Origin of the sequence: Streptomyces chromofuscus (assembly GCF_015160875.1) — a bacterium.
Taxonomy (GTDB): Bacteria; Actinomycetota; Actinomycetes; order Streptomycetales; family Streptomycetaceae; genus Streptomyces; species Streptomyces chromofuscus.
In genome coordinates, this window is the sequence record NZ_CP063374.1 from 1,936,570 (window position 1) to 1,959,434 (window position 22,865).

Below are 22,865 nucleotides of genomic sequence, written 5' to 3' on the forward strand. Positions count from 1 at the left end.
GATCTCTCGGGAGGTGGACCGACCGCGGCCGCGAAAGTCATCGGTCGCCGCACGGCTGTCTACGGCATCTGCCCGATCCGCTCCCCGGGGCCTCAGAACCACGATGACCAGGCATGACCGGGATGAACAGCACACCTGGCGGTGCTCGCGGGAGCGGTCCGGCGCGCACCCGCCCCCTCGCCCGCCTCCTGCGCGACCGCAACGCCGCCCTGCAGCTGACCGGCGCGGTGGTCTCCGGCCTCGGCACCTCCGCGCTGTGGCTGGCCACCGGCGTCTGGGTGAAGGACCTCACCGGCTCGGACGGCCTCGCCGCGCTGAGTCTGCTCGCCATGTGGGCGCCCACGCTCGCGGGCCCCGTCCTCGGGGCCCTGGCCGACCGGGTCCGGCGCAAGCCCCTGCTGATCGGCACGAACCTGCTGATGGCGGCGCTGCTGCCCACGCTCCTCACGGTGGACGCGCCGGGTGACGTGTGGCTGCTGTTCGCGGTCCTGTTCGTGTACGGCGCGGCGGGCGTCGTCCAGGACGCCGCCGAGTCGGCGCTCGTCGCCACCGCGCTCGACCCCGCCCTGCTCGGCGACTTCAACGGCCTGCGCACGACCGTCACCGAGGGCATGAAGCTGATCGCCCCGCTGGCCGGAGCGGGCGTCTACGCGGCGTACGGCGGGGCGGGCGTGGCCCTGCTGGACGCGGCCACGTTCCTGGTCGCGACGGGCCTGTACGCCGCTCTGCGCGTCCGGGAGCGTCCGCCCGCCGCGGGCCGGCGCGCCTCCACGCCCGAGGGCGTCCGCCTGCTGTGCGCCCACCCCCGCCTGCGTCCCCTGGTCCTTGCGGGCGGCACGACGATGCTCTGCGCCGGGCTCAACGGCGCCCTGCTGTACGCCGTCGTCGAGCGCCTCGGCCACCCTCCGGCGTACGCCGGGGTCCTCGCCGCCCTTCAGGGGCTCGGGTCGGTCGCGGTCGGCCTGGCCTCCGGCACCGCCCTGCGCCGGCTCGGTGAGCGCCGGTTCGCGGCGGCCGGGATCGCGCTCACCGGCGTCGCGGTGGCGCTGCGGGCGGTGCCGTACGACGCGGCGGCGTGGGCCGGCAGCGTGGCGGTCGGCGCGGGGCTGCCCTGTGTGCTGATCGCCGCCCTGACCGCCGTGCAGCGGGGCACACCGGAGGGCCTGGTGGGCCGTACGGCCGCCACGGCGAGCACCCTGATGTTCGCCCCGAACGTGCTGGGGCTGGCGGTGGGTGCGGCCCTGGTCGAACTCCTCCCCCACCAGCCGCTGCTCCTGCTGCTGGGTCTGGCCCTGCTGGCGACGCCGCTTCAGCTGCGGGCGAGCGCCGCCCGTACCGCCGCCAGGTCGCCGTCCGACGCCAACCCCGCGTGATACAGCCGCAGTTCCGTGGCGCCGAGGGCACGCGCGCGTGCGGCGTCCTCGGCCAGGGTGCCGGGGCGGCCGCCCATGCCGGAGACCACGGTGAAGTTGGCGGCGAGCACGGCGCCCTGACGGCCCTCCTCGGCGAACGGCGTCAGCAGACCCGCCCCGCCCGTGCACGGCACCACCACGCCGTCCGCGACGGACAGGACGTGCGCCGGGTCCACGCCCGCGTTGGCCCCGCAGTGGTACGACACCGGGTCCGCGTGGAGGAGGACCTGGAATCCGTCGGGTGCGGCGGCGCGGACGGCCGCGACCGCCGCCTCCTGGAGGGTTCGTGCGGTGGCGTCGCGCCACGCGCGCGTGGCGTTCGCCGTGCTCTCGCCGAGCAGCTTCTCGACGCCCGCCCAACCGCCCCCGTCGAAGGGTGACCCCTGCCAGACCGGTTCCAGCGCGGTCCGTACGCCACGGGCGAGCCGTTCGGGGTCGAGGCCGTGTGCGGCGTAGCCCGCGCGGCAGTCGGGGCAGAAGCACAGCGACATGAGGTACTGCGCGGCGTCGCCGAGAGCGACGCCCGCGGTCTTGTCGTGGGCGTGCAGGTGGGCCAGGCCGTACCAGCCGAGGGACTCCAGCTCGGTGCCGTGCGCGCCCGGCCGGACCGCGGCCTCGGCGGCCAGCTCCACCAGGTACGCGCGCGTGGCGGGCTGTGCGACGCACGGCGCCCAGGGGTAGCGGTCGCCGTAGGCGTTGACGACGGAGGTGTCCGGATGCTCGGCGCCCAGGCGGGAGTTGTGCGCGAGGACCACCCAGGTGTGCACCGGCAGGCCGGCGTCCGCGAGGGCGTGGGCCGCCTCGCCGTAGGCGTCGCCGGGCGCCCAGTCGCCGGCCGGGTACGGGCGCAGCGGGCGGCCCTCCCAGCGGGCGTCCGCCGGGTAGAGCACGGCGGCGTGTTCGGCGGTGACGACGCGGTGGCGTGGGTGGCGGGGCGTCAAGGCGCGCGTGGAGTGGTAGGCGGCGGCGAGGGTCACCTGGTCCACACCGAGCGCGGCGACGCGCGCGGGTGCCTCCGGGTCCCCGTTGACGTCCCAGGGGTAGACGAACGCCGACGCCTTCACTCGGCCTCCTCCAGCAGCGCGTGGCCGCGCTCGATCAGCTGGGCCAGCTGCTTGACCTGGTCCTCGCTCGGCTCGTGCAGCGGGGGCCGCACCTCGCCCACGTCGAGCCCGCGCAGTCGTACGCCCGCCTTGACGAGGGAGACGGCGAAACCGCGGCCCTGGGCGCGCAGTTCGACGAACGGCCGGTAGAAGCCGTCCAGGAGACGGTGCACGGTGCGGTCGTCGCCGGAGGCGAGGGCGGCGTGGAAGGCGAGGGCGATCTCGGGGGCGAAGCAGAAGACGGCCGAGGAGTAGAGCGGGACGCCGATGGCACGGTAGGCGAGCTGGGTCTGCTCTGCGGTCGGCAGTCCGTTGAAGTAGAGGAAGTCGCCGGGGACGCCGGTGCGTACGGCGCTGACGATCCGCTGCATCAGGTCCAGGTCGCCCAGGCCGTCCTTCAGGCCGATGATCCCGTCCGTGCGGGCGAGGTCGGCGACGGTCCCGGGGGTGAACACGGCGTTGTCGCGCTGGTAGACGACGACCGGGAGGGCGGTGGCCGACGCGAGCTCCCGGTAGTGCCGCAGCAGGCCCTCCTGCCCGGCGACGACGAGGTACGGCGGCATGGCGAGCAGCCCGTCCGCCCCGGCCCGCTCGGCGGTCCGCGCGTAGCGCACGGCGAGCGCGGTCCCGTATCCGGCGCCCGCGACCACCGGCACGCGCCCCGCCGTCTCCTCCACCGCCGCCTCCACGCAGGCCTCGAACTCCTCGGGCGTGAGCGCGTGGAACTCCCCGGTGCCGCAGCACGCGAAGACGGCGGCGGCCCCCGCCTCGACCCCGCGGCGGACGTGGGCACGGTAGGCGTCGAGGCGCAGCGAGCCGTCGGGCCCGAAGGCGGTGACCGGGAAGAACAGCGGCCCGCTGGGGACGCTGAGGCGGGCGGCGAGCGGGGCTGGCGTCACGGGCTCTCCAAGGTCCAAGGTCTATATTCTTGTTCCGCGTCCACATTCCTGAACAAGCCCACGCTAAGGCGGGTCCTGGCGGGGGGTCAAGCCGGTCAACCCCCATCACACCAGCGGATTCGCCACTTCGCGCGCCCCTTGACGGACATGGTCCCGCCCCCTAGCGTGTCCACGAATGTGAATGCCGTGCATGCATGCGGCCATTCGCTCATGGAGACCCCTCAAGGAGACCCGAGGATGCCCGCTCCCCGCACCGTTCTGCTCACCGGCGCCGCCGGCGGGCTCGGCACCCTGATGCGGGACCTGCTCCCGGCGCACGGGTACGCGCTGCGCCTGTTCGACCTGCGCCCCGTCGAGGGCGCACCGGACGCGATCACCGCGGACCTCGCCGACCGGGCCGCCCTGCGGGAGGCCGTGCGGGGCGTCGACGCGATCATCCACCTCGCGGGCATCTCCCTGGAAGCCCCCTTCGAGAAGATCCTGAAGGCCAACATCGAGGGCACGTACAACCTGTACGAGGCCGCCCGCGAGGAGGGCGTCGGGCGCGTCGTCTTCGCCTCCTCGAACCACGCGGTGGGCTACACCCCCCGCCCTCGGGGCGACGACCCGCTCATCCCGATCGACACGCCGCGCCGTCCGGACACCTTCTACGGCCTGTCCAAGTCCTTCGGTGAGGACCTCGCCCAGTTCTACTGGGACAAGTACGGCATGGAGACCGTCTCCGTCCGGATCGGCTCCTGCTTCCCGGAACCGACCAGCGTGCGCATGCTCTCGGTGTGGATGAGCCCCGCCGACGGCGCCCGCCTCTTCCACGCCGCGCTGACCGCCCCGAACGTCGGCCACACGGTCGTCTACGGCTCCTCCGCGAACACGCGCCTGTGGTGGGACCTGTCGAGCGCGCGGTCACTCGGCTACGACCCGCAGGACGACTCCGAGCCGTACGCCGAGAAGCTGATCGCCGAGCAGGGTGAGCTCGACCCGGCCGATCCGGCGCACGCCCGCCTGGGCGGCCACTTCGTCACCGACCCGCCGATCTGGCCGTACTGACGAGATCCCGACCACGACAAGGCCGGGCGGGCAGAAAGCGGGCCCGCCCGCCCCCGCATACGGGCACCCCTCGAGAAACGGCCCGGACCCGCCCCCAGGGGCGCGGGAAACTGCGCGACCAGCCCCGACGCACCCGCGGCCAACACACAAACCCCTCCCCCCGCAACCGCCCGCACCCAAGACCGAACGGGCACATCCGGGCACTATCACCCCCCTAACAGACCTGGTCACCATCCAGCACCCGCTGTAGAACTTCCCCCATGGCCCGAACGGGCACAGCGCAGCGAAAAGGCGGGTGACGAAGGTGAACCGGACCGCAGAAGAACGGCAGCGCGACATCGTGCGCGCGGCCCGCGCCACCGGCTCCGTCGACGTCACCGCGCTCGCCGCCCGGCTCGGCGTGGCCAAGGAGACCGTACGGCGGGACCTGCGCGCCCTGGAGGACCACGGGCTGGTCCGCCGCACCCACGGCGGCGCCTACCCGGTGGAGAGCGCCGGCTTCGAGACCACCCTCGCCCTCCGCGCCACCCGTCACGTGCCGGAGAAGCGCCGGATCGCGGCCGCCGCGGCCGAACTGCTCGGGGACGCCGAGACGGTCTTCGTCGACGAGGGCTTCACCCCCCGGCTCATCGCCGAGGCGCTGCCCAGGGACCGGCCGCTGACCGTGGTCACCGCGTCCCTGCCGGTCGCCGGGGCGCTCGCGGAGGTGGAGGGCTTCTCGGTGCTGCTGCTCGGCGGCCGGGTCCGCTCGGGCACCCTGGCCACCGTCGACCACTGGACGACGAAGATGCTCGCCGGCTTCGTCGTCGACCTCGCCTACATCGGCGCCAACGGCATCTCCCGGGAGCAGGGCCTGACCACCCCCGACCCCGCGGTCGGCGAGGTCAAGGCGCAGGCGGTGCGGGCGGCTCGGCGCACGGTGTTCGCGGGCGTGCACACCAAGTTCGGGGCGGTCAGCTTCTGCCGGTTCGCCGAGATCGGCGCGCTGGAGGCGATCGTCACGAGCACGCTGCTGCCCGCCGCCGAGGCGCACCGCCACTCCCTGCTCGGTCCCCAGGTCATCCGCGTCTGACGGTCCACTCACTCCCCCTGGGCGCCCCCACGCCCAGCAGTGCCCCTTATCTCCCCAATTGTTCAGGAGCGATCCATGCGAACCCAGAGCCGACGGAGACCGCGAGCCACGCTCGTCGCGGCCACCGCAGGGACGCTGCTCGCCCCGCTGCTCTCCGGCTGCTGGGTCGGAGCGGGCGGGGCCGGATCGGGCGGCGACTCGATCAACGTCCTGATGGTCAACAACCCCCAGATGGTCGAGCTGCAGAAGCTGACCGCCGCCCACTTCACCAAGGACACCGGCATCGAGGTGAACTTCACCGTGCTGCCGGAGAACGACGTCCGCGACAAGATCAGCCAGGACTTCGCGAACCAGGCGGGCCAGTACGACGTCGCCACCCTCTCCAACTACGAGATACCGATCTACGCCCGCAACGGCTGGCTGAAGGAGATGGACTCCTACGTCGCCGGCGACCCGGCCTACGACGAGCAGGACGTCCTCGGGCCGATGCGCCAGTCCCTGACCGCCGACGACGGCAAGCTCTACGGCCAGCCCTTCTACGGCGAGTCGTCCTTCCTGATGTACCGCAAGGACGTGTTCGAGAAGGAGGGCCTGACGATGCCCGAGCACCCCACCTGGACCCAGGTGGCGGAGCTGGCGGCGAAGACGGACGGCGCCGAGCCCGGCATGAAGGGCATCTGCCTGCGCGGCCTGCCCGGCTGGGGCGAGGTCATGGCGCCCCTGACGACCGTGGTGAACACCTTCGGCGGCACCTGGTTCGACGAGAACTGGAAGGCGCGGCTCGACTCCCCGGAGTGGAAGGAGGCGACGAGCTTCTACGTCGACCTGGTCCGCGAGCACGGCGAGTCCGGCGCCGCCCAGTCGGGCTTCGCCGAGTGCCTCAACAACATGACGCAGGGCAAGGTCGCCATGTGGTACGACGCCACCTCCGCGGCCGGCTCCCTGGAAGCCGCCGACTCCCCCGTCGCGGGCAAGGTCGGCTACGCCCCCGCTCCGGTGGAGAAGACCGAGTCGTCCGGCTGGCTCTACACCTGGGCCTGGGGCATCCAGAACGCCTCCCGCAACGCCGACAAGGCCTGGCAGTTCGTCTCCTGGGCGTCCAGCAAGGAGTACGAGCAACTGGTCGGCGAGGAGATCGGCTGGTCGAACATCCCGGCGGGCAAGCGGGCGTCGACCTACACGAACCCCGACTACCGCGCGGAGGCCGCCGCCTTCCAGGAGATGACGAAGGAGGCCATCGAGGGCGCCCGGCCCAACGACCCCGGCGTGCAGCCGCGTCCCGCACCCGGCATCCAGTTCGTCGGCATCCCCGAGTTCACCGACCTCGGCACCAAGGTCTCCCAGGAGATCAGCGCGGCCATCGCCGGACGCCAGTCCGTCGACGCGGCCCTGAGGAAGTCCCAGCAGCTCGCCGAGCGCATCTCCGAGGAGTACGAGGGACGATGACCGCCACCACCACGGCCCCCGTGGCCGCACCCTCCGTGCGCACCGGCCGGCCCCGGCCGTCGGCATGCCTGCGCGCCTGGGCCACCCGGGCGCCCCTGCTGCCCGCCCTGATCTTCATGATCGTCGTGACCCAGCTGCCGTTCGTCGCGACGCTGGTGATCTCCTTCTTCGACTGGAACGCCCTCTACCCCGACGCCCGCCGCTTCACCGGCGTCGACAACTACCGCCACGTCCTCACCGACGCCGACCTGCGCGACTCGGTGTGGACGACGATCCTGCTGACCGTGACCGTCGTCCTGGTCAGCCTGCTCCTCGGCCTGCTGCTGGCGCTGCTGCTGGACCGCCGTTTCAGGGGCCGGGGCCTGGTGCGCACCCTGCTGATAGCGCCGTTCCTGGTCGTCCCGGTCGCGGCGGCACTGCTCTGGAAACACGTGCTCTACAACCCTGAATACGGCCTGCTCAACGGGCTGTTGCACTATGTGGGCGGCCCACAGCCGGACTGGATCTCGGGCACCCCGCTGCTCGCGGTCGAGGCGTCCCTCGTCTGGCAGTGGACCCCGTTCATGATGCTGATCATCCTGGCCGGCCTGCAGAGCCGTGACCCGCAGCAGGTCGAGGCCGCGCGGGTGGACGGCGCGAGCGACTGGCAGGTCTTCCGCCACCTCACGCTCCCGCACCTGCGCCGCTACCTGGAACTCGGCGCCCTGCTCGGCTCGATCTACATCGTCCAGAACTTCGACGCGGTGTTCACCATCACGTCCGGCGGCCTGGGCACCGCGAACCTCCCGTACACCGTCTACCAGAGCTTCTACCAGGCCCACGAGAACGGCCTCGCCTCGGCCGCCGGCGTCCTCGTGGTCATCGGCTCGATCGTCATCGCGACCTTCGCCCTGCGCGTGGTGTCGTCCCTGTTCCGCGAGGAGGTGAACCGCGGATGAGCGGCACCGCCGTACGCGTCCGTCGTGTCCCCCGTAAGGGCGCCGGCCCGGGCCTGGTGGCCTGGCTGGCCGGCATCGTCTTCTTCCTGCCCGTCGCGTGGATGGCGCTGACGTCCTTCCACTCCGAGAAGGACGCGGCCACGAACCCGCCGTCCTTCGGCGCCGCGCTCACCCTCGACGGCTACCGCGAGTTCTTCGGCGCGGGCGGCGGGGCCGGCCCCTGGCCGTCCCTGATCAACTCGACGGTGGCGTCGGTGGCCTCCACGCTGCTGGTGCTGCTCCTGGCGCTGCCCGCCGCCTACGCACTGTCCATCCGCCGGGTGCGCAAGTGGACGGACGTGCTGTTCTTCTTCCTGTCCACCAAGATGCTGCCGGCGGTGGCGGGCCTGCTGCCGATCTACCTCTTCGCCAAGAACGCCGGACTGCTCGACAACATCTGGCTGCTGGTCGTCCTCTACACCTCCATGAACCTGCCGATCGCGGTGTGGATGATGCAGTCGTTCCTGGCGGAGGTCCCGGTGGCGGTGATCGAGGCGGCCCGCGTGGACGGTGCCCGCCTGCCCACGGTGCTGGCCCGGGTGATCGCCCCGATGGCCCTGCCCGGCATCGCCGCCACCGCGCTGATCTGCTTCATCTTCAGCTGGAACGAGCTGCTGTTCGCCCGGGTCCTGACGGGAGTGGTGGCCGAGACCGCCCCCGTCTTCCTGACCGGCTTCATCACCAGCCAGGGCCTGTTCCTAGCCAAGGTGTGCGCCGCGTCGCTCGTCATTTCCCTGCCGGTGCTCGCCGCGGGGTTCGCCGCCCAGGACAAGCTGGTCCAGGGCCTGTCGTTGGGAGCCGTGAAATGAAGGCCGCCGTCATCGAGTCCGTGGGCAGGGCCGTCGTCACCGAGGTCCCGGACCCGACGCCGGGCCCACGCGAGGTCGTCGTCGAGGTCGCCGCGTGCGGTCTGTGCGGCACCGACCTGCACATCCTGCAGGGCGAGTTCGCGCCGAAGCTCCCAATCGTCCCCGGGCACGAGTTCGCGGGCGAGGTGGTGGCCGTGGGCGCCCAGGTCACCGAGGTAACGCCCGGCGACCAGGTCGCCGTCGACCCGTCGCTGTACTGCCACGAGTGCCGCTACTGCCGTACCGGACACAACAACCTCTGCGAGCGGTGGGCCGCGATCGGCGTGACGACGGCGGGCGGCGCCGCGCAGTACGCGGTGGCGCCGGTGGCGAACTGCGTGAGGCTCCCCGAGCACATCCGCACCCAGGACGCCGCACTGGTCGAGCCGCTGTCGTGCGCGGTGCGCGGCTACGACGTCCTGCGCTCCCGCCTCGGCGCCCACGTCCTGATCTACGGCTCGGGCACGATGGGTCTGATGATGCTGGAACTGGCCAAGCGCACGGGCGCGGCGAGCGTGGACGTGGTGGACGTCAACCCGGCGCGGCTGGAGACCGCCCGCCGGCTGGGCGTGTCGGCCTCTGCGGCGAACGCCGACGAGCTGGACCGACCGCAGGGCTGGGACGTGGTGGTGGACGCGACCGGGAACGCGGCGGCGATCCAGGACGGCCTGGACCGCGTGGCCAAGGCCGGTACGTTCCTCCAGTTCGGCGTGGCCGACTACGCGACGCGGGTGACCGTCGACCCGTACCGCATCTACAGCCAGGAGATCACCATCACCGGCTCGATGGCGGTCCTGCACAGCTTCGAACGCGCGGCGGAGCTGTTCGCGAACGGCGTCCTGGACCCCGAGGTGTTCATCAGCGACCGCCTGCCGCTGAGCGGCTATCCCGAGGCGCTGGAGCAGTTCGCGTCGGGGGTGGGCAGGAAGATCGTGGTCGTGCCGTAGGGGGCCCGGAGGAGACGGCGCCTCCCGGGTGCCGGAGGGGCAGCGGAACCGGCCCGTCCGGCGTTCGGGAGCGAGGCCGTGCGGGGCGGACCGCCGGTGACGCGATCGGCCGCACGGTAAGGGAACGGTAAAGCGGCCCCGGTCGTTCTCGGAGCATGACAGCTATGACCCCCGGCTCGAACATCCCTCTTTCCGCCGCCCGCGTGACGGTGGATGTCGCCGCCCCGGTGCGGCTCGACGTATCGGGCCTGCTGCTCACCGCCGACGGCAAGGTGCGCTCCGACGACGACTTCATCTTCTACAACCAGCCCAGCGGTCCGGGCGTGACCTACCGCTCCGGCGGCGGCGCCGCTCCCGACGCGATCACGGTCGACACCACCGCCCTCCCGCCGGGCATCGAGAAGATCGTCGTCACCGCGAGCCCGGACGCCGCGGGCCAGACCTTCCAGGGCGTCGAACCCACGGCCACGATCCGCAACGCCGACGACAACAGCGTCCTGGCCACGTTCACGCCCCCGCAGCTCGGCACCGAGACGGCACTGGTGGTCGTCGAGATCTACCTGCGCAACGGCGCCTGGAAGGCCCGCGCGGTCGGCCAGGGCTACGCCAACGGCCTGGCCGGCATCGCCACCGACTTCGGCGTGACCGTCGAGGAGCCGGCCGCCCCGGCCCAGCCGGTCACCCCTCCCCCGGCCGCTGTGCAGCCCCCGGTGGCCCCGCCGGCCCCGCCGCTGTCCACCCCGCAGGCTCCCCCGCCGCCCGCCGCACCCCCGGCCCCGCCCGCCGCCGCTCCCGGCGCCGGGAAGATCAACCTGGACAAGGGCCGGGTCAGCCTGCAGAAGAACCAGACCGTCTCCCTGGTCAAGGGCGGCCGCCCGCTGCTCTCCCAGGTCAAGATGGGCCTCGGCTGGGAGCCGGCGTACCGCGGCCGGGACATCGACCTGGACGCCTCGGTCATCGCGTACGGCCCGCAGCGCAACCACATCGACAGCTGCTACTTCGGCAAGCTCCAGATCGTGGGCGGCGCGATCCGCCACTCCGGCGACAACCTCACCGGCGAGGGCGGCGGCGACGACGAGGTGATCACCGTCGACCTCGGCCGGCTCCCGCAGGAGGTCACCGGCCTGGTCTTCACGGTCAACTCCTTCTCCGGCCAGAAGTTCACCGAGGTCGCCAAGGCCTACTGCCGCCTGATCGACGCGGCCAGCGGCGAGGAACTCGTCCGCTTCGACCTCACCAACGCCGAGGCGCAGACCGGCGTGATGATGGCCAAGCTGATCCGGCAGTTCTCCGGCGAGTGGGAGATGACGGCCATGGGGGACTTCGTCAAGGCCCGCACGGTCCGCAACATGGTCAAGCCGGCGGCGCAGGCCCTGTAGCAGGCCTTGCAGGGACCGGCAGACCGCCCTCCGCGGCGGTCACGCAGTAACCGGCAGCGCCACGAGGACGGCGGCGGGCGCCCCACACCACAAGCCCCGCCGCCCGCCGCACCCGACATGGGATACCTGGACCCCGAGCCGGGGCCGGAGCATTTCCCGGACCGGACGGGACCGGCACCGAACCGCACCGGACCGCGCCGGACCGGACTGCACCGGACCGGCACCGGACCGCGCCGAGAGGCTTCGCGCGCGCGGATTCCCGGAGTCCCCTCAGCGGGCTGCTCGCAGGCCCTCCGTCAGCAGTGACAGGTAACGCCGGATGTCCGTCCCCTCCCCGCTCGCCAGCTCCGACGCGGTCGCCACCCCGTGCGTCAGCCGCAGCACCTCGATCGGCTCGACGTCCCCTCGCAGGGTCCCCTCCGCCTGCGCCGCCCGCACCAGCCGTTCCGCGGCCCCGGTCAGGCAGGTCCCGCAGGCGGTGGCCACGGCCGAGCCGTCGTCGGTGACGGCCGACCCCAGCAGTGACTTCAGGCCACGGACCTGGATCACGCCCAGGCCCAGCTCGTTGAGCCACTCCACCAGCGCCTCACCCGGCGGCAGCTCCCGAGCGATCTCGTCGGCGCGCAGCGCCAGCGCCTCGATCCGGTCCAGGTAGGCGGCCTCCAACAGCGCCCGTCGCGTGGGGAAGTGGCGGTACAGCGTGCCCGACCCGACTCCCGCCCGCTTGGCGATGTCGTCGAGCGACGCGCCCTCCCCGTGCTCGGCGAAGGCCTCCACCGCCGCCCTCAACAACCGCTCGTAGTTGCGCCGAGCGTCCGCGCGCATGGGCTTGACCTGCGCCATCCAGCAACTCCTCGCCTACCGGAGACTCTCCCCGCATGCTACGTCGCACCACGACTGTTCGCCGTGGTGCGCCCCCAGCCCCATGCAGGCGAACAGCCCCAGCCCCACGGCGATGCCCCAGGCGAGCGTCCCGGTGATGCCCTCGGCGAGAGTCGACGACATCTTCTCGTGCCCGTTGGCGCCTCCGACACGATCCTGACCTGGTGGACCTCGGAGGCGGAGAACGGCCCGCGGGCGCCATCGGGATGGGCGCCGAAGGACTCGAAGAAGCCGCAGTGGAGGACCTCGCCCGTCCTGTCCTCGAGGATGAGTGCTGCGTCCGGCGAGTCCGCGCTCTGCCGGCACGCCTCGCCGGGCAGCGAATAGCGCACCCGGTTCGGCGAGTTGGGCTCCTTGATCACCTGGTGCACCACCAGGCCGACCACCCCGACGACGACGGCCGGCACACCGACGAGGAGGCGACGCGGACGGCCACGGCGACACCTTGCCCGGCCTCTCCGGACGGCGCTGCGGACCGGTCCAGCATCCCCGTGCCCTACTGCTCGTCGGTGACGATCAGCGCCCGGTCGTGCTCGCGGTAGGGCCGGCGCACCGCCCCGGTGGTGTCGGTGCCGCCCAGGTCACCGAACCTGCCGGCAGGGTGTTCTAACGACGCTGCCGCTTCCAGGGGCCGGTGATGGCGAGCATGATGCCCGGGTCCTGGATGTTGGCGTACAGGGTCCTGCCGTCGGGCGAGAAGGTGACGCCGGTGAACTCGCTGTACTCGGGCTCCTCTTCGCTGCCGACGTTCAGGTCGTTGCGGGCGATGGGGTAGGTGCGGCCGCTGTCGGTGGCGCCGAACAGGTGCTGCACGCCCTCGCCGTCCTCGGCGATGATGAGGCCGCCGTACGGGGAGACGGTGATGTTGTCCGGCCCGTCGAAGGCGCCGTCCTTGGACGGGTCCGGGTTGACGCCGAGCAGCACCTTCAGGGTGAGGGTGCGGCGCTTGGGGTCGTAGAACCAGACCTGGCCGCCGTGCTGGACGGGGCTCTCCTCACGGGCGTACGAGGAGACGATGTAGGCGCCGCCGTCGCCCCACCACATGCCCTCCAGCTTGCGGGCGCGGGTGACCTGACCCGCGCCGAACTGCTCGCGCACGGAGACGGACCTGGCGTCGCGGTCCGGGACGTCGACCCAGTCGACGCCGTAGACGGTGCCGACCTTGGTGGCGCGGGAGAGGTCGTCGACGAAGTGGCCGCCGGAGTTGAAGCACTTGGGCGCCTGGAGGACTCCGGCGTCGTCGGCGAGGGTGCGGAACTTCCCGGGGCCGTACTCGAAGCCCTTCGGCGGGGTCCAGCGGTAGAACAGGCCGTTGGGCTCGTCGGCGTCCTCGGTGAGGTAGGCGTGGCCGCGCTTGGGGTCGATGACGACGGCCTCGTGGTCGTAACGGCCGAAGAACTTCAGCGGCTTGGGTTCGCGGTTGGCGCGCCGGTCGCGGGGGTCGACCTCGAAGACGTAGCCGTGGTCCTTGGTCATGCCGTTCTCACCGGCCCGGTCCGCGTTCTCCTCGCAGGTCAGCCAGGTGCCCCAGGGGGTGGATCCGCCGGCGCAGTTGTTGGCGGTGCCGGCGATGCCGACCCATTCGGCGACCCGGCCGTCGGGGCGCACCTCGACGACCGTGCAGCCGCCGGGGGCGGCGGGGTCGTAGACCAGGCCCTCGGTGAGCGGGACCGGGTGGTCGTAGTCGGAGCGGGGGCCGTCCATCTCGTGGTTGTTGACCAGCAGGGTGGTGCCGCGCGGGCCGGGGAAGGCCGCGGTGCCGTCGTGGTCGGCGGGGGTGAACTCGCCCGTCTCCAGCCTGGTCCGGCCCGCGTACGTGAGGATCTTGTAGGAGAAGCCGGCGGGCAGCGCGAGGATGCCGTCCGGGTCGGGCAGGAGCGGGCCGTATCCGATCCCGCCGTGCCCGGCCGCGGACTCCTCGCCCGTGGTCTCCGTCTCGGCGGACGCGAGAGCGCCGGGGGCGCTGGCGAGCGCGCCGACGGTGCCCGCGAGTGCGACGACGCCGGTGCCGGCGATCGCGGTGGTCCTGGCGAAGTCCCTGCGAGTGAGCGACATGCTGTCTCCTGTGACGGGAAGAGTTCCGTGGAGGGCGGCGGACCTCGGTCGGCGCAACGGTGTCGTCCGGCCGTGAACGCCGCTTGAACACCGGGCGACACCGCAGGGCTCGCTTCCGTGAATCCGTACGGCCCGTCAGCGGGCGCAGGCCGCTCCCCCGGCAGCACCGGCAGGACGTCAAACGGCCTGCTGCGAGCGGGCCTTGAAAGCCGCCTTGCGCGCTTCCTTGGCGATCCTCTTGTCCGGGTGGATGCGCCCCATCGCCTCCAGGACGTCGGCGGTGGCCGGATGGTCGACCCGCCAGGCCGCCGCGAAGAACCCGCTGTGCTGCTCGGCGAGACCCTCGACGAGGGCGCTCAGTTCCTCGGTGTTGCCCTCGGCGGCGAGCTGCGCGGCCAGGGTGTCCACGGTGAGCCAGAAGATCATCGTCTCGGACGGGGCGGGTACGTCCGCGCAGCCGTGCTCGGTCAGCCAGACCCGGGCGAGACCGCCCAGCTCGGGATCGTCGAGGACCTCTCGCAAGGCCGGTTCGGCTTCGGGGCCGACGAGGGAGAGGGCCTGCTGGCAGCGCAGCCGGCGCAGCGGGGCGCCCCGGTCGGAGCCGCGGGCGGCGGCAAGCAACTCCCGTGCGGCCACGAGGGGTTCGCGGCGGGCCAGCCACTGCTCGGTTTCGGCCTGAGCGGCCCGTGGCCCGAAGGCGGCCGTGGAGTCGAGCAGCGCGTCGGCGCCCTTGTCGGTCAGTTCGCCCACGGCCGGCGCCACGAAGCCGGCGTCCAGCAGTCGCGCCCGCAGCCCGTACAGGCCGAGCGGTGTGAGCCGGACCATGCCGTAGCGGGCGACGTCGTTCACGTCGACGTCGGCCGGGTCGTCGCCGTCCTCGGTCTCCGCCATCAGCGCCTCGTCGACCGGCCGGTAGTCCACCAGCCCCACCGGCTCCAGCATCCGGAACTGGTCGTCCAGCCGCATCATCGCGTCGGACACCTGCTCCAGGACGTCGTTGGTGGGCTCGGACATGTCGCTGGGCAGGATCACCGACGCGGCGAGCGCGGGCAGCGGCACGGGCGCCCGGCCGGGACCGTCCTCGCTGACGGTGAGCACGTAGAGGTTGCCGAGCACGCCGTCGAGCAGCGCGGACTCCGCCTCGGTGTCCCCGTGCAGCGCGTCGGCGCCGGCCGGGCCGTCGAGGTCGGGCACGCCCGCGTCGGCGAGCACCGTCTCCAGAACGCCCTGCCATACGTCGAGCACGTCGTGCGGGGAGCCGCCGGTGAGCCGGCCCAGCTCCTCGCCGGCCGTGACCGCGCCGGCCGCCTCGTCGACGACCTCGACCAGCCCGGTGTCCAGGGCCACCCGCCAGGCAGCGCTCGCCAGCGCCGTCGCGTCGTGCCCACTCAGGCCGAGCGCCTCGGCCGCGGCCGGCAGCTGCTCGTCGACCAGTTGGCCCCCGGCGTCCACGCGGGTGCCGGGCCCGGCCCAGCGGGCGAGCCGGGCGGCCCGGGACAGCAACGGCGTGGACAGCGCGTCGCGCGCCAGCTCCGCTTCGGAGGTCAGCCGCACCGGCGGCAGGGGGGAGCTGTCTGACATCGGGGGAATCTCCTAGAGCGCCTCGAAGGCCGTACGAGCGTCTGCGCGCCGGACGACCGCCTCAAGCCGTCGCACGACTCAGCCACTCAGCCTAGACGGATTTGGCCGCATGGCGCCCGGTTCATCTCCCCGTCGGATGCCGTACACGGCCGAAACCTTGACAAGTGGCCTGACCGCGCAGGAAATTGACGCGCGTAGAAGTTGGGGGGACAGGTGTTCACTCCGTTCACGGTTTCTCCGCGCGTCGTCGCTGTTCCAGGTGCCACCCACGTCCCGGCGCTCACGTAAATCCCCGGAGGGATCCCGTTGCCGAGCAAGTCTTCCGCGCGCCTCGCCGCGCTCACCGTCGCCGCCGTCTGTTCCGCGGCGTCCACCGTCGTCATCGCCTCGCCCGCGCACGCGGAGGCGGTGCGCATCCATGACATCCAGGGCAGTACGCGGACCTCCCCGTACGCCGGCAAGCAGGTCACGGACGTGGCCGGAATCGTCACCGGCGTGCGCACCTACGGTTCGTCGCGCGGCTTCTGGATCCAGGACCCGAGCGCGGACGCCGACCCGGCCACCAGTGAGGGCATCTTCGTCTTCACCAGCTCCACCCCGAAGGTCGCCGTCGGGGACTCGGTGACCGTTTCCGGAACCATCTCCGAGTACGTGCCGGGCGGCACCTCATCCGGCAACCAGGCGCTCACCGAGATCACGCGGCCGACGATCACCGTCGTGTCCAGCGGCAACCCGGTCCCGGCCGCCACGGTGATCGACGCGGAGACGCTGCCGGACGCCTACACACCGGCCGGCGACCCGGCGGCGAACGGCTCCGTCAACAGCTTGACGCTCCAGCCGCAGAAGTACGCCCTGGACCACTACGAGTCCCTGGAAGGCATGAACGTCCAGGTCGCCGACACCCGCGTGGTCGGCGCCACCGACCCGTACACCGAGCTGTGGGTCACGGTGAAGCCGCGCGAGAACGCGAGCCGCCACGGCGGCACGGTCTACGGCTCGTACTCCGCGCAGAACACCGGCCGGCTGCAGATCCAGTCCCTCGGCGCGGTCGCCGACTTCCCGGACGCGAACGTCGGCGACACGCTCGCCGGCACCACGGCCGGCCCGCTCGACTACAACCAGTTCGGTGGTTACACCCTCGTCGCGCGTGAGCTCGGCACCCTGAAGCAGGGCGGCCTGAAGCGCGAGACGACCCGCAAGCAGGGGCGCGGCGAGCTGGCGGTGGCGACGTACAACGTCGAGAACCTCGACCCGGCCGACGCCACGTTCGACGAGCACGCCGCCGCGATCGTGCACCACCTGCAGTCGCCGGACATCGTGTCCCTGGAGGAGATCCAGGACAACAACGGCGCGCAGAACGACGGCACGGTCGCCGCCGACCAGACGCTGACCAAGCTGATCGACGCGATCGTCGCCGCGGGCGGCCCGGCGTACGAGTGGCGGGCGATCGACCCGGTGAACAACGCCGACGGCGGCGAGCCGGGCGGCAACATCCGCCAGGCGTTCCTGTTCAACCCGGAGCGGGTGTCCTTCACCGACCGCGCGGGCGGCGACGCGACGACCGCCGTGGGTGTGACGAGGGAGCGCGGCAAAGCGGCGCTGACGGTCTCCCCCGGCCGGATCGACCCGGCGAACACGGCGTGGGCGAACAGCCGCAAACCGCTGGCCGGCGAGTTCACCTTCCGTGGCAAGACGGTCTTCGTGATCGCGAACCACTTCAACTCCAAGGGCGGCGACCAGGGGCTGACCGCCCAGTACCAGCCGCCGAGCCGCAGCTCGGAGACCCAGCGCCACCTCCAGGCGACCGCGGTGAACGCGTTCGTGAAGCAGATCCTGGACACCCAGAAGAACGCGGACGTCGTCACGCTCGGCGACATCAACGACTTCGAGTTCTCCGACACGGTGGAGATCCTGGAAGGCGACGGCGAGCTGTGGTCGGCGATCAAGTCGCTGCCCCGGAGCGAGCGTTACTCGTACGTCTACCAGGGCAACAGCCAGACGCTGGACCAGATCCTGATCAGCCCGTCGATCCGGCGCGGCTGCGACTTCGCGTACGACAGCGTGCACATCAACGCCGAGTTCCACGACCAGATCAGCGACCACGACCCGCAGGTGCTGCGGTTCCGTCCGTAACCGGTCGTGAACTCCGGCAGGGCCGGCCGAACTCCCCGTTCAGCCGGCCCTGCCGGGCGGCCCCGCGCCCGAAGAAGCGGAGCATCGCGTCGAGGAGCCGGCCCTCGGGCCCGCGCGCCGGCGAAGGCGACCGGGCCCGCCACCGAACGTGGTGAGCGAGGTACGCGCGCCCGGTGTACACGTGGAAGTCGGTGTCCGGCGCCGTCTACCGCCCGCCGTGCCGCCGCCGCATCAGCGTCGCCGCCACGACGACCGCGCCGGCCGCCGCCGCATCATCGTCGCCGCCACGACGACGGCACCGGCCGCCGCGCCCGCCGCCAGCACCGGCCCGGGGTGCCGCAGCCCCGCCAGGACGACCGTGCGCACCGGCTGCGGTACGGCACCGTGCTCGACGGCCTCGCTCGCCCGAGCGGCCTTGCCCTGGACGGCGTGGCCGGCCTTGGCGGCCCTGCCCTGCACGCCGTGGCCCGCCTGCGCCGCCTTGCCCTGCACGGCGTGGCCGGCGTGGGCGGCGGTGCTGCGCAGCTGGACGGTCATCGCGCCGGCCTTGTCCTTCAGGTCGGCGGCGCGCGCCTTGGCCCGCCCCTTGACGTCCGCCTTGGCCGCCAGCTCCTCGACCGTGTCGCCGAGTTGGCTGCGGGTCTTCTCTATCTGCCGGCGCAGCTCGTCGGGCCCCTTGGCGCCGGTGCCCTGCGTCGTCCTGTCTGTCATCGATGTGCCCTTTCCCTGATCTCCTCGACATCGGCCCTGACGCTGCCGAGGGTCACCTCGGGCGTGGGGGGTGCCGCACGGCGCAGCTGGGAGCGGCCGGTCACGGCCAGTATTCCGGCGAGCGCGAAGAGCACGCCCGTGACGATCAGCGCCGCGGCCCAGACCGGCAACGTCAGCGAGAGCGCGGCGGTGGCCGTGGCGGCGAGGGCGAGCAGCCCGGCGTAGGCGACGGCGCCCGCGGCGCCGAGAAGTCCGCCGCCGCGGCCCGCGCGCCGGCCCTTCTCGGCCAGTTCCTCCTTGGCGAGGCTCACTTCCTGTCGCACGAGCTGGGAGAGTTGTTCGGTTGCCTGCCCGACGAGTTCGCCCACCGAGTGGTGCTGCTCGGCCGCGGGCCTGGCGTGCGTGGTACCGGTCACGGTGTTCCGCCTCCTCTCGGTTCGTGAACACCCGGGTACCCGCGCCTGCCCTCCCTACCCCTGACCCGCCTCCCCGCCCCTACGCCGCCCGAGCCGCGCGAGCTGGGCCTGCAACCAGTCCAGGCGGGCCTGCAACAGCGCTGCCTCGGCGACGAGTTCGGGCACGCCGAGGTCCGGGGGCATCGGGGTCGGCAGGCCTGGCTCGGCGAGGCCGCCTTTTGGTCGTCCGGGCGTCGACCGCTCGGGCACATCGGAGGCCGCCCTCCGGTCCGTGCCCGCCTCCGCCACGACGCGCAGCCCGTCCCCGGCCAGCCGGGCGAAGGAAGCCAGGGAGACGGACGTACGGCCGCGCAGGCAGCCGGCGCAGGAGGGGGCCAGGCCGTACCAGCCGGGCCTGCCCCAGCCGGCGTCGGCGAGCGCCACCGCCGTCGCGCCACAGACGCAGGGCCCGACGGTCGCCGTGCGCACCCGCTGGCGGGCGTACCGGAAGCCCCGTTCGAAGCGGATGTACCGGCCGAGCACCCACACCTCCAGCACAACGGCCGTCCGGTGCTCGGCGGTGCACAGCAGGTCCTCGGCCACCGATCGGTCGTGCACGCAGTGGAAACCGCAGTCGCAGCGGCGGTGCGGCGCGGCGTGCCGCAGACCGTAGACACAGGACGCGTCGGCCACGACTCCGTACGGCAGCGCGCCGCCCAGCGACACACCGGTGAACCCGGCCCGGGTGCCGTCCCGCGACAGCACCGGGTGGGCGATCTTGTATCCGGTCGGCGACTCCGTCGGGCGTTCCTCCGGAAGCCGCAGCCTCATCGGGCGGTCGGCGCCTCTTCGGGCACGGACTCCGCCACGTCCTCGATCCCGGCCGGGAGTTCGAGTTCTTCCTCGTGGGCGACGGGCTGCTCCTCCGCGACTCCCGCGGCGATTGCCTTGCCGAGCTTCATGACGCCTCCCAGGACCAGATGGTGGTGGACCGTCCCGGCCATGGTGACTCATGAGGGGCCGCGTTGCCCATAGGGGCCTCGCGTCCCGCCCCGCACACCGCACTTCAGAGTCGCTTACGAATACGTCGTAGGAAATTTAAGTGGATGTGAACGATCGCCCTGCCGACACTACTCCCATGACCAGCACCGACGGCACCTCACCCGCGCCGCCCTTCGGCCGCGCCCTCTGCGCGATGATCACCCCGTTCACCGAGGCGGGCGCGCTCGACCTGGACGGTGCGCAGCGGCTCGCCGACCGGCTGGTGTCACGGGGCTGCGACGGGCTGGTGCTCAACGGCACGACGGGCGAGTCGCCGACCACGTCCGACGCCGAGAAGGCCGCGCTCGTCCGGGCGGTGCGGGAGACGGTCGGGGACCGCGCGTCCCTCGTCACGGGCGTGGGCACCTCCGACACCCGCCACACGATCGAGCTCACCCGGCAGGCGGAGCGGGCGGGCGCGGACGGCGTCCTGGTCGTCACCCCTTACTACAGCCGGCCCCCGCAGGACGCCCTGGAGGTGCACTTCCGGGAGGTGGCGGACGCGTCCGGCCTGCCGCTCGTGCTGTACGACATCCCGGCCCGCACCGGCACCCGCATCGAGCCGGAGACGCTGATCCGGCTCGCCGCGCACCCCCGCGTCGTGGCGGTCAAGGACTGCTCGTACGACTTCCTCGGCACGCAGAAGGTCCTGTCCCGCACGGACCTGGCGTACTACGCGGGCTGCGACGAGCACGTGCTCGCCCTGTACGCGGTGGGTGCGGCGGGCTGCGTCAGTACCGTGGCGAACGTGATTCCCCGTCACATCCGCGCGCTCTTGGACGACTTCGACGCGGGCGACACGGCCGGCGCGGCGCGCCGCCAGCAGCAGGCGGTGCCGCTGGTCGAGGCGATGATGTGCGCCGGACTCCCCGGCACGGTCACCGCGAAGGCCGTCCTGTCCGCGCTGGACCTGCCGTCGGGCCCGGTCCGCCCGCCCCTGCGTCCGGCGGGCCGTGAGGCGAGGGACGGACTGATGAGGGCGTACGAGGAACTGGCGGCGTACGAGGAACTGTCCGCGTGACCGGAAAGGCCCGGGGCCCCGACCGCTCACCATGTCTCCATGGCCCGCACGCGGTAGGGACCCCGGGCCCTGGCGCTCGCCGCGCTCATGGCCGGCACGGCGCTCGTCTCACTCCTGGCCTTCCCAGCACTGCTGCCACTGCCGGCAGTCGCGGCGCGACGGATCAGCTCGCGCCGTTCTCCGTGGTCTGCTCGTCGCCGATCAGCCGGAAGTGCTCCAGCACGTCCTCCGCGGGGTCGTCCACCTGGCCGAGGTTGACCAGGCCGATCCGCGGGCCGTTGTGGGAACCCGTGTTGGTCTCGTCGGCGTGCGCGACGCCCGCCGGGAGCCAGTACACCGTCGCCACGGCGACCACCCCGGCCAGCCGACGCACCGCGATCCTCGCCCGCTCGTTCGTCATTGCTCAGTCCTCGTCTCACCGTCTCGGCATCCGACCGGACACTGGGTCCACCGGGATCATCTGCCGGAAGCCACCCGAGGTCACGGAGGGTAATCCTTTTAAGTGATCGTCCTGAGCTGCGACAAGCGTCGTGCCGGGGGCCAACTCGGTTGCGGCGGGGTGGGTGGTGCCGGAGAGGATACGTGGATGGACAGTGCCCAGGACGACGTGAACGCCGCGATCGCGGGCGAGTTGCAACTGATGGACCCGCGTGTCCGCGCCTCGCGCGAACGCGCCGGGCGGCTTCTCGACCCGGAGTTCGTCGAGGTCGGCGGGTCGGGGCGGCGGTGGACGTATGAGACCATGCTCGCCGAGTTGGCCGACCATCCCGGCAGTTCGACGGACGCTCCCCGTTACGAACCGTCAGCGATCTCAGGGGTGTCGCTCGCCCCGGGCGTGGTGCATCTGACGTTCGAGACCATGCTCGGCGAACGCAGGACCAGGCACAGCTCGATCTGGCGCAAGACGGACGAAGCCGCGGGTTGGCGGATGTATTACCACCACGCCACCCGCGTGCCACCCGGCGTGGACTGAGCGCAGGCCGCCGCCGGCAGACGAGCGCGCACGCCGGGTGTTCCTCGCAGGCCCTCAGCCGATCAGGCGGGAATCCAACCGGGCCACTGTGGCGGGACGTTGCTCGGGGGGCAGAGGCCGGAGTCGCCGGGATAGCCCTCCAGCGTTCCCCGGGTCGCGAAGAGCCACCATGCGAGCCACACCGTCGCGACGACCACCAGCAGCGTCGGCAGGAAGACGCGGACCGGCGTCGGCGCGTGGAGCACCAGGCATCGGCCGACGGCGCGCGCCGCGAGCCCGACGAGTGCCTCGGCCACCACGACCACGGGGAACAAAAAGGTGAGCTCGAAGCGTCCCCCGGCCTCGTAACCCGCGTCGCAGTACGCGCGCGCCCAGGCGACCAGCGACCACGCGACGCAGCCCATGGCGGCTCCGAACAGCGCGGAGCCCGCCCAGGGGAGACAGGATTCGGATCTCGGCTCGGCTGCGTCCACGGCATGACACGACGTCGAACACGCCGTTCGCGGTTCCGGAGTGGGCCGGTGAAGGTCTACGACGCGACCCCTCCGGGTTCCGGAAGACCCGATCGACGGCGGCCCGCGTACGCGCTTCACTGTTCGGCATGAGGGGCGTGTACGTGCGGAGCGTGAAGCTCGGGTCGTGGCGACCGAGGTACTCGCTCAGGGCCCTGATGCTCTCCCCGGCGTCCAGGAGCACAGCGGCCCGTCCGAGCTCAGCCGACGTCAACCGACAACGACAGAAGCCCACGGTATCTGAGCTGGTCAGAGCCGTGGGCTTCGTTGGCCTCGCTGGTCAGCGAGAGCCTTGGTCAATAGACCGGCTGCTTCCCGCGGTTGCCGAGGCTTTCCAGAAACCGGATAGGCGTTCAACGATGACCAACGCGACACCTGCCGACAGCTCAAAGCAGCAGGTCAGGGCGTTGATCGAGACGGCGGCCGCAGGT

The 22,865-nt window shown here is 72.3% G+C and carries 23 protein-coding genes and 1 pseudogene; 11 read left to right on the plus strand and 13 right to left on the minus strand.

Features of this window, described 5'->3' with window-relative positions:
• The first annotated feature begins 122 nt into the window (after positions 1-122).
• Positions 123-1,373 (plus strand): MFS transporter, encoded by a 1,251-nt coding sequence (locus tag IPT68_RS08715; protein ID WP_189698978.1) that lies wholly within the window; start codon positions 123-125, stop codon positions 1,371-1,373.
• On the opposite strand, the gene IPT68_RS08720 is transcribed toward IPT68_RS08715, so the two are convergent.
• A complete protein-coding gene (locus tag IPT68_RS08720; RefSeq protein ID WP_189698804.1) occupies positions 1,310-2,476 on the minus strand; it encodes a hypothetical protein in 1,167 nt (388 codons plus the stop codon). The two genes, IPT68_RS08715 and IPT68_RS08720, sit on opposite strands and share 64 nt — an antisense overlap.
• Positions 2,473-3,414 carry a 5-dehydro-4-deoxyglucarate dehydratase gene (locus tag IPT68_RS08725; RefSeq protein WP_189698805.1) on the minus strand — a complete coding sequence of 314 codons (942 nt, stop codon included), beginning with the start codon at positions 3,412-3,414 and terminating at the stop codon, positions 2,473-2,475. The genes IPT68_RS08720 and IPT68_RS08725 overlap by 4 nt, the downstream gene beginning before the upstream one ends.
• Positions 3,415-3,651: 237 nt before the next feature.
• On the opposite strand from IPT68_RS08725, the gene IPT68_RS08730 reads away from it, so the two are divergent.
• The 7 genes from IPT68_RS08730 to IPT68_RS08760 all read left to right on the plus strand — a co-directional run bounded on the left by IPT68_RS08730 (position 3,652) and on the right by IPT68_RS08760 (position 11,130).
• Positions 3,652-4,461, plus strand: coding sequence for an NAD-dependent epimerase/dehydratase family protein (locus IPT68_RS08730; RefSeq protein ID WP_189698806.1), 810 nt, complete (start codon positions 3,652-3,654; stop codon positions 4,459-4,461).
• Between the two features lie 304 nt (positions 4,462-4,765).
• Positions 4,766-5,533: a DeoR/GlpR family DNA-binding transcription regulator gene (locus IPT68_RS08735; protein ID WP_373300603.1), complete on the plus strand. Its 768-nt coding sequence runs from the start codon at positions 4,766-4,768 to the stop codon at positions 5,531-5,533.
• 75 nt (positions 5,534-5,608) lie between these two features.
• Complete coding sequence (locus tag IPT68_RS08740; protein ID WP_189698808.1) at positions 5,609-6,979, plus strand: ABC transporter substrate-binding protein; 1,371 nt, start codon at positions 5,609-5,611, stop codon at positions 6,977-6,979.
• On the plus strand, positions 6,976-7,917 hold the full coding sequence (locus tag IPT68_RS08745) for a carbohydrate ABC transporter permease (protein WP_189698809.1): 942 nt from the start codon (positions 6,976-6,978) through the stop codon (positions 7,915-7,917). The genes IPT68_RS08740 and IPT68_RS08745 overlap by 4 nt, the downstream gene beginning before the upstream one ends.
• Positions 7,914-8,765, plus strand: coding sequence for a carbohydrate ABC transporter permease (locus IPT68_RS08750; protein ID WP_189698810.1), 852 nt, complete (start codon positions 7,914-7,916; stop codon positions 8,763-8,765). Before IPT68_RS08745 ends, IPT68_RS08750 begins: the two co-directional genes overlap by 4 nt.
• Positions 8,762-9,751: a zinc-dependent alcohol dehydrogenase family protein gene (locus IPT68_RS08755; RefSeq protein WP_189698811.1), complete on the plus strand. Its 990-nt coding sequence runs from the start codon at positions 8,762-8,764 to the stop codon at positions 9,749-9,751. The genes IPT68_RS08750 and IPT68_RS08755 overlap by 4 nt, the downstream gene beginning before the upstream one ends.
• A gap of 164 nt (positions 9,752-9,915) precedes the next feature.
• Positions 9,916-11,130, plus strand: coding sequence for a TerD family protein (locus IPT68_RS08760; protein WP_189698979.1), 1,215 nt, complete (start codon positions 9,916-9,918; stop codon positions 11,128-11,130).
• A 270-nt stretch (positions 11,131-11,400) separates the two neighbouring features.
• On the opposite strand, the gene IPT68_RS08765 is transcribed toward IPT68_RS08760, so the two are convergent.
• From IPT68_RS08765 to IPT68_RS08780, 4 genes are all read right to left on the minus strand, one after another.
• The gene (locus IPT68_RS08765; protein WP_189698812.1) at positions 11,401-11,973 is read right to left on the minus strand and encodes a TetR/AcrR family transcriptional regulator; all 573 of its coding nucleotides are present in this window, start codon (positions 11,971-11,973) and stop codon (positions 11,401-11,403) included.
• Between the two features lie 15 nt (positions 11,974-11,988).
• Positions 11,989-12,135 (minus strand): hypothetical protein, encoded by a 147-nt coding sequence (locus IPT68_RS08770; RefSeq protein ID WP_189698813.1) that lies wholly within the window; start codon positions 12,133-12,135, stop codon positions 11,989-11,991.
• A 483-nt stretch (positions 12,136-12,618) separates the two neighbouring features.
• A complete protein-coding gene (locus tag IPT68_RS08775; RefSeq protein WP_189698814.1) occupies positions 12,619-14,067 on the minus strand; it encodes an alkaline phosphatase PhoX in 1,449 nt (482 codons plus the stop codon).
• 177 nt (positions 14,068-14,244) lie between these two features.
• Complete coding sequence (locus IPT68_RS08780) at positions 14,245-15,648, minus strand: hypothetical protein (protein ID WP_189698815.1); 1,404 nt, start codon at positions 15,646-15,648, stop codon at positions 14,245-14,247.
• Positions 15,649-15,954: 306 nt separating this feature from the next.
• On the opposite strand from IPT68_RS08780, the gene IPT68_RS08785 reads away from it, so the two are divergent.
• Positions 15,955-17,781, plus strand: coding sequence for an endonuclease/exonuclease/phosphatase family protein (locus IPT68_RS08785; protein WP_189698816.1), 1,827 nt, complete (start codon positions 15,955-15,957; stop codon positions 17,779-17,781).
• A 231-nt stretch (positions 17,782-18,012) separates the two neighbouring features.
• On the opposite strand, the gene IPT68_RS08790 is transcribed toward IPT68_RS08785, so the two are convergent.
• Genes IPT68_RS08790 through IPT68_RS08805 form a run of 4 tightly spaced genes read right to left on the minus strand, consistent with a single transcriptional unit; the run spans position 18,013 to position 19,891 of the window.
• A complete protein-coding gene (locus IPT68_RS08790; RefSeq protein WP_189698817.1) occupies positions 18,013-18,492 on the minus strand; it encodes a DUF3618 domain-containing protein in 480 nt (159 codons plus the stop codon).
• A complete protein-coding gene (locus tag IPT68_RS08795; protein ID WP_189698818.1) occupies positions 18,489-18,908 on the minus strand; it encodes a phage holin family protein in 420 nt (139 codons plus the stop codon). The genes IPT68_RS08790 and IPT68_RS08795 overlap by 4 nt, the downstream gene beginning before the upstream one ends.
• Positions 18,909-18,962: 54 nt before the next feature.
• Positions 18,963-19,718, minus strand: coding sequence for a hypothetical protein (locus IPT68_RS08800; protein ID WP_189698819.1), 756 nt, complete (start codon positions 19,716-19,718; stop codon positions 18,963-18,965).
• On the minus strand, positions 19,715-19,891 hold the full coding sequence (locus IPT68_RS08805; RefSeq protein WP_189698989.1) for a hypothetical protein: 177 nt from the start codon (positions 19,889-19,891) through the stop codon (positions 19,715-19,717). Before IPT68_RS08805 ends, IPT68_RS08800 begins: the two co-directional genes overlap by 4 nt.
• Positions 19,892-20,025: 134 nt before the next feature.
• On the opposite strand from IPT68_RS08805, the gene dapA reads away from it, so the two are divergent.
• Entirely contained in the window at positions 20,026-20,949 is a 924-nt protein-coding gene (gene dapA / locus IPT68_RS08810; protein WP_189698820.1) for a 4-hydroxy-tetrahydrodipicolinate synthase, read from the plus strand.
• A gap of 163 nt (positions 20,950-21,112) precedes the next feature.
• On the opposite strand, the gene IPT68_RS08815 is transcribed toward dapA, so the two are convergent.
• The gene (locus IPT68_RS08815) at positions 21,113-21,349 is read right to left on the minus strand and encodes a hypothetical protein (protein ID WP_189698821.1); all 237 of its coding nucleotides are present in this window, start codon (positions 21,347-21,349) and stop codon (positions 21,113-21,115) included.
• A 186-nt stretch (positions 21,350-21,535) separates the two neighbouring features.
• Between IPT68_RS08815 and IPT68_RS08820 the strand changes: the two genes are divergently transcribed.
• On the plus strand, positions 21,536-21,922 hold the full coding sequence (locus IPT68_RS08820; RefSeq protein WP_189698822.1) for a nuclear transport factor 2 family protein: 387 nt from the start codon (positions 21,536-21,538) through the stop codon (positions 21,920-21,922).
• Positions 21,923-21,984: 62 nt separating this feature from the next.
• Here the strand turns inward: IPT68_RS08820 and IPT68_RS08825 are convergent, their stop codons facing one another.
• Entirely contained in the window at positions 21,985-22,326 is a 342-nt protein-coding gene (locus tag IPT68_RS08825; protein WP_228040755.1) for a hypothetical protein, read from the minus strand.
• Positions 22,327-22,465: 139 nt separating this feature from the next.
• Positions 22,466-22,624, minus strand: a pseudogene (locus tag IPT68_RS33910) (site-specific integrase); the annotation flags it as partial.
• Positions 22,625-22,865 lie beyond the last annotated feature (241 nt).